The following is a 5,161-nucleotide window of genomic DNA, read 5'->3' on the forward strand; positions in this document are numbered from 1 at the left end:
GCCCGGGCTCACCGGAGGCCTACCGTCCGCCCCGGGCTGCGGCCGGGGACACTGACCCCGCCTCAGGGGCGCAGGGTGGCCGGCCGGGCCCGGCCGGCGAGGTCGGCCAGGTGGGCGAGTAGGGCGTCGACGGCGCCGGTGCGGGTGGGGGCGGTGTGCTCGTGCAGGGTGCGCCCGGCGGGGTCGACGGCCTGCCAGACGCGGCCGCCACGAGGGCCGAGGGTGCGCGCGACGGTGCCGAGGTGGACCCCGTCGAGGGTGACGGTCCAGCTCATCTCGTCGGGGGACCGGGCCACCGTCGGGGTGGGGGTCTCGCTGGCGGCGGCGACGGCGCGCACGGCGGCGGAGACCTCGGCGGACAGGGCGAGCTCGCCGCCGGTGGTGCGGCGTACGCGGACCGGCCGCGGGGTGCGGGCAGGCCGCAGCCGGTCCGACGCGGCGCCGGTCGTCACGTGACGACCGGCGCCGGGGACGGGTCGGCTGTCCTGCTGGTCCTGCCGGGGGCGATCGTCACGTGACGGCTGTGGGGCGGGAGACGCGGCGGGGGGCGCCGTGGGTGCCAGGCGCAGCCCCGGCCCGGCGGGCGCGGTCGCCGCGCCGGTGACGCGGGCGAGTAGGTCCCGGGTGCCCGCGCGGACCGCGGCGGTCAGACCGGCCGGAACCGGCTCGCCGGCGTCCAGGACGACGGCGAGCTCCCGGATGTCCCGGAGCAGCGTGGCCACGCTCGCCGGGTCCGCCGCAGGCCAGCTAGATCATCGCCGTTTGCGGCTGGTGACACGTTTCTTACCGGCACCCCGACAAGCGCGGCCGGATCATCGCCAAGGGCGGCGCCATCGAGTGGATCCACTGGCAGTCCGGCGCGGCCCAGCTGCTGCCCCGCCTGATCGCCGGCCGCACCCAGGGCCCGCTGTTCCTCACCGAGCGCCGCGCACCCGAGGGCATCCCGACGATGGACGTCTGCCCGGTGACGGGACGAGCCCGGCTGTCCTACCGGCGAGCTGAGGAGATCTTCGAGGAGAGCACCCGGCTGCTGGCAAACCCCCTCGCCCAGCCCGACCAGCGGAACGACCTGCAGGGCTTCACGCTGCACCGCTGGCGTCACTCAAGCCTCACGCACGACGCGGAGAACGGCACCAGCACACCGATGCTGCTGGCCCGCTCCCGGCACGCCTCCGTCCGCTCACTGGAGCGGTACGCCCGCCCCGGCGTCGACGCCGTCGCCCGGCACGTCGCCGCCCAGGACCCCGCTGCTCGCCGCCGAATCTGACTCACTCGGCCTCTTCGTTGTCCATGGGCTCGGGTCGGCGTCACCAGCCGCCAGTAGCTCTGGGTGATTTCGATGAAACGGCCGCGGTCAGGGTGACCGGCCCCTAACCTGTCGTTCAGGTTGTCCGTGATCGTCTGGTTGGGGTGGGCCGGCGTGCGGCGGGAGTGGTGTCCAGAGCAGCTGCATGATCTCTCTTATGATCGTCCTGCTCTTGGTCCGTCACGCCGCGTCGGTCACTCCGACCCTCGACGGCCCTGACGAGCACCATCGGCCGCTCACCAAAGCAGGCCGCGAGCAGGCGGTCGCCCTCCCGGCGGACCTCGTTGGCTGCGGCGTCTCGCAGGTCGTGTCCAGCCCGTACCTTCGCGCGGTCCAGACCATCGAACCGACCGCCCAGGCCCTGGAACTGCCCGTCTGTCGCCGTGACGATCTTCGCGAGTGGTGGTCAGGTCTGGCCCCGACCTCAGACTGGAGGGCCCACTACGAGCAGAGCTGGACTCAGCCCGATCGCGCTATCGGCGCCGGCGAGACACTCGCTGATCTCAGCCACCGCGCAAGGAACGCGGTCTGTGATCTTGTGGCGTCCGTGTCGCCCACGACGACGATTCTGGCCGCCGCGCACGGCACCTGGATTGCCCGCGCACTCCTCGCCCTGGGTCTTTCCATCGACTGCGCCTTCTGGCTGTCGATGCCCATGCCAGCGATATACCAGCTCGGCTTCGACGGCCCTCACCTGTGCAGCGCCCTGGGCCCGGGCCTCGGGGGCCCCGACCGGGTGCATCCGAACGACCAGTCCCGCTAAGCCGTCCGCCCGCAGCCCGCCAACGGAACTTTTCGTTCCAATGTTCCCCGAGGGCCGTCTCATATAGGAGCCGCCAGAGGACGGGGACCGTTCTTGGGTTCACGCTTGCTGCTGGGCGCGAACGGTTTCACGGTCCGGGCTGGTCGCCGACGGTGCGGTGCGGGGCCAGGTCCAGGCGTACCGCACGATGAGGGCGAGTAGGATCAGTTCCAGTACGATGCCAAGGCCGTAGAAGTACAGCCAGGACTCGCCCACCGCGTTGAATGCCGTGACGGGAACGTAGAGCGAGGCCACGATGAGGTTCGTGATGCGGGTCGCCCGGGCGGGCAGCGTCATCGACAGCACGACCATGAGGATCGGGATGGCCACTAGGGTCAGCGCTGTGGTCGAAAAGGTCTGGGAGAGGTCGAACTCGAAGACCTTGCCGTCGAGGATGTCTTCGATGACGCCGGGCGTGAAGAAGTTGAGAATGTCCACGTAGGCGTACAGGAACATGAAGCTGGTCCACGCCGCGGCGAGCTTGGCTCTCACCGGGATCGGCTGGTCTTCCAGTGTGGTGGTGGGTTGACGCGTTCTCATCATGGGCTCCGTCGTTGGTGAGGATCGGTACGTCCACGATCGCTGAGCCCGGCGGCGGGCACACCGGCCCGGTGGCCGGAGTTCGCCTGGCCGATGAGATGGTCTCTCTCTCGTGCTTTCGGCTGATCCCCGCTGCCGCGCTGTCCCTACACTGGACAGAAGGTGACGAAGGCGCTGCGCTCGTTGTGGGCCTCGGTCGCCCCCGGCCGGGACCAGTCGTCGTGCATGTACGTCAGGTTCGGTTCAGTGCCCCACCCGGCCGGTGTCGTAGGCCCACATCGCGATCTCGACCCTGTTCCGGGCGCCGATCTTGGTCAGCAGGCTCGCGACGTGGGTCTTGGCGGTCGTCAAGCTGATGAACAGCTCGGCGGCGATCTCCGCGTTCGTGCGGCCGACAGCGACCAGTTTCAGCACCTCCTCCTCGCGTTGGGTGAGCGGCTCGATCGGTTGGGTACGGCGTTTCGATGAGGCCCCCGCGGCAAGGGTCGCTAGCAGCCTGCGGGTGATGTTCGGCGCGATCAGGGCATCGCCGACGGCGGCGGCATGGACAGCCTGCACCAGCAACTCTGGCCCGGCATCCTTGAGGAGAAATCCTCGGGCTCCGGCCCGAAGCGCGCCGTGGACGTACTCGTCCAGGTCGAACGTCGTGATCACCACCACCGCGATGGGGTCCGCGACGCCTCGCCCTGCGAGGAGCTCGGTCACCTCGATGCCGTCCAGCCCGGGCATCCGAATGTCGACCAGGCACACGTCGGGGCGGAGCCGATGCGCCAGCTCGACGGCGGCCTTGCCGTCGGCGGCTTGGCCGACGACCTCGATGTCGGGCTGGGCGTCAAGGATCATCGACAGGCCGGTGCGCACCAGATCTTGGTCGTCTGCCACCAGCACGCGCGTCGTCATAGGGGCAACTCCATCGGCAGCTCGGCGTCGACCGCCCACCCGCCCTCGGGCGTCGGCCCAGCGCGTAGCGTGCCGCCGAGCAGCTGCACGCGCTCGGTCATCCCCAGCAGCCCGAAACCGTGGGTCGCTGGCCGCGCCGGGTCGATCTGGCCGTCGTCGGTCACGCGGAGCCGCAGCCTTCCTGCGCCCTCGACGACCCTGATCTCCACACGCGAGGCGTTTCGGGCGTGCCGCAGCGCGTTGGTCAGCGCCTCCTGCGCCATCCGGTACACGGCGGCGTCGACCTGGGGCCGAAGTCCGGCCAGATCACCCGCCAACTCCACGTCGACGACGGGGTCCGGTTCGCGGCGGGCGAGGAACACCAGGTCGGCGACGCCGGGCTGGGGACCGTACGCCGCCGGCGCTCCGTCACGCAGCACCCGGACCATCGCTCGCATCTCCGCCAGCGTCCGCGACGCTTCCCCCTCGATGATCGCAAGCGCCTCGAGCGCCGCTTCAGGTCGCTTCGCGGCCATCGTCATGCCAGCCTGCGCTTGCAGAGTGATCGCCGAGACGTGGTGGGCGACCGAGTCGTGCAGCTCGCGCGCGAGGCCGACGCGCTCCTGGCTGCGGACCTGGTCGAGCGCCCGGCGCCGACTCTCGGCGCGGTAGCGGAACGCCGCTCCGCCCGCCGCCGCCGCCGCCAGGACCGCCAACCCGCCGAAGAACTCGGCTGGCCCGGTGTAGTCGGTCGCAAAGCTGAACACCGCGGCGACCGCAACCACCAGCAGCCCAATCACGATCTGACGCCCTGAGCCCCAGCGGACCAGCGAATAGACGAGCACCAGGATGTAGATCATCGTGTTTAGGCCCACGCCTGGGGTCCCGCCCAGCCAGCTCGCCAGTCCTAACGCCATCCCGGTGCCGAAGCCCACCACGACGCAGGCCAACGGGTGAGTACGCCGCCATAGCAGCACCGGCGCAAGTCCGACCGTCACGATCGTCACGACCGGCCGCCAGGTGACGTCCTCTCGGAGGGTTCCTTCGAGCAACGCCGCCACCATCACCACGCCGACCAGCACCCGGTCGAGCCACACCCGTTCGGGCGTGTCCGCGGCGCGGGGCTCGTCCCAGAGCGAGCGCAGGCCGGTAGTGAACACACACCCAGCCTAGAGACAGCCCAGGCGTCGGAGACCCACCGAAAGAACGAGACGCCGCTCCCCCCCAATGGCAGAGGCGGGTCCGGCCTCGACGACGATGTGCCGGAAGGCCGGTCGCGGCGAGGCTTCCGATCATGATCACTGTTGACCACCTGACCAAGAGCTATCGCGGCGTGACCGCCGTCAACGACGTCTCGTTCACCGCCCGACCGGGCCGCGTGACTGGCTTCCTCGGCCCCAACGGGGCCGGCAAGTCGACAACCATGCGGATCATGGTCGGCCTGAGCCCGGCCACCTCCGGCCACGTGGAGGTCCTCGGCGCCCGGTACGCCGACCTGCCAAACCCGGGCCTCGCCACCTTGGCGAACTCGACCTCGGGCCGTCAAAAATTTTGACAGCAACACCGGTTTTTCGTTCCGTTCCTACCGGGACCCCGGTACCCGGCGGGTCTACGCGTCGACGTTGCGCCCGCTG

7 protein-coding genes are annotated in these 5,161 nt (G+C 70.4%); 3 read left to right on the plus strand and 4 right to left on the minus strand.

The window, feature by feature from the left end; all coding sequences use genetic code 11:
• Positions 1-62: 62 nt before the first annotated feature.
• Complete coding sequence (locus AC08OV_RS23275) at positions 63-722, minus strand: hypothetical protein (RefSeq protein ID WP_476620321.1); 660 nt, start codon at positions 720-722, stop codon at positions 63-65.
• 227 nt (positions 723-949) lie between these two features.
• Between AC08OV_RS23275 and AC08OV_RS23280 the strand changes: the two genes are divergently transcribed.
• Together AC08OV_RS23280 and AC08OV_RS23285 are read left to right on the plus strand one after the other, a co-directional pair.
• On the plus strand, positions 950-1,267 hold the full coding sequence (locus AC08OV_RS23280; protein WP_476620322.1) for a hypothetical protein: 318 nt from the start codon (positions 950-952) through the stop codon (positions 1,265-1,267).
• A 184-nt stretch (positions 1,268-1,451) separates the two neighbouring features.
• Positions 1,452-2,069, plus strand: coding sequence for a histidine phosphatase family protein (locus AC08OV_RS23285; RefSeq protein WP_476615783.1), 618 nt, complete (start codon positions 1,452-1,454; stop codon positions 2,067-2,069).
• A gap of 99 nt (positions 2,070-2,168) precedes the next feature.
• Here AC08OV_RS23285 and AC08OV_RS23290 read toward each other — a convergent pair whose 3' ends face one another.
• From AC08OV_RS23290 to AC08OV_RS23300, 3 genes are all read right to left on the minus strand, one after another.
• Positions 2,169-2,648: a DUF6326 family protein gene (locus AC08OV_RS23290; protein WP_112107073.1), complete on the minus strand. Its 480-nt coding sequence runs from the start codon at positions 2,646-2,648 to the stop codon at positions 2,169-2,171.
• Positions 2,649-2,891: 243 nt separating this feature from the next.
• Positions 2,892-3,548, minus strand: coding sequence for a response regulator (locus AC08OV_RS23295; protein WP_071050472.1), 657 nt, complete (start codon positions 3,546-3,548; stop codon positions 2,892-2,894).
• Complete coding sequence (locus AC08OV_RS23300) at positions 3,545-4,687, minus strand: sensor histidine kinase (protein ID WP_476615782.1); 1,143 nt, start codon at positions 4,685-4,687, stop codon at positions 3,545-3,547. Before AC08OV_RS23300 ends, AC08OV_RS23295 begins: the two co-directional genes overlap by 4 nt.
• A 134-nt stretch (positions 4,688-4,821) precedes the next feature.
• Here AC08OV_RS23300 and AC08OV_RS23305 point away from each other — a divergent pair, with 134 nt between their 5' ends.
• A complete protein-coding gene (locus tag AC08OV_RS23305; protein ID WP_476615781.1) occupies positions 4,822-5,082 on the plus strand; it encodes an ATP-binding cassette domain-containing protein in 261 nt (86 codons plus the stop codon).
• Positions 5,083-5,161: the final 79 nt, after the last annotated feature.

The sequence above is a fragment of the Frankia sp. CeTa3Moorea genome (assembly GCF_978021225.1).

What these genes read in the sequence shown, in the direction of transcription:
- AC08OV_RS23280 (WP_476620322.1), top strand. Translation starts at nt 950, where the DNA reads ATGGACGTCTGCCCGGTGACGGGACGAGCCCGGCTGTCCTACCGGCGA.
- AC08OV_RS23295 (WP_071050472.1), bottom strand. Translation starts at nt 3,548, where the DNA reads ATGACGACGCGCGTGCTGGTGGCAGACGACCAAGATCTGGTGCGCACC.
- AC08OV_RS23305 (WP_476615781.1), top strand. Translation starts at nt 4,822, where the DNA reads ATGATCACTGTTGACCACCTGACCAAGAGCTATCGCGGCGTGACCGCC.
- AC08OV_RS23285 (WP_476615783.1), top strand. Translation starts at nt 1,452, where the DNA reads ATGATCTCTCTTATGATCGTCCTGCTCTTGGTCCGTCACGCCGCGTCG.
- AC08OV_RS23290 (WP_112107073.1), bottom strand. Translation starts at nt 2,648, where the DNA reads ATGAGAACGCGTCAACCCACCACCACACTGGAAGACCAGCCGATCCCG.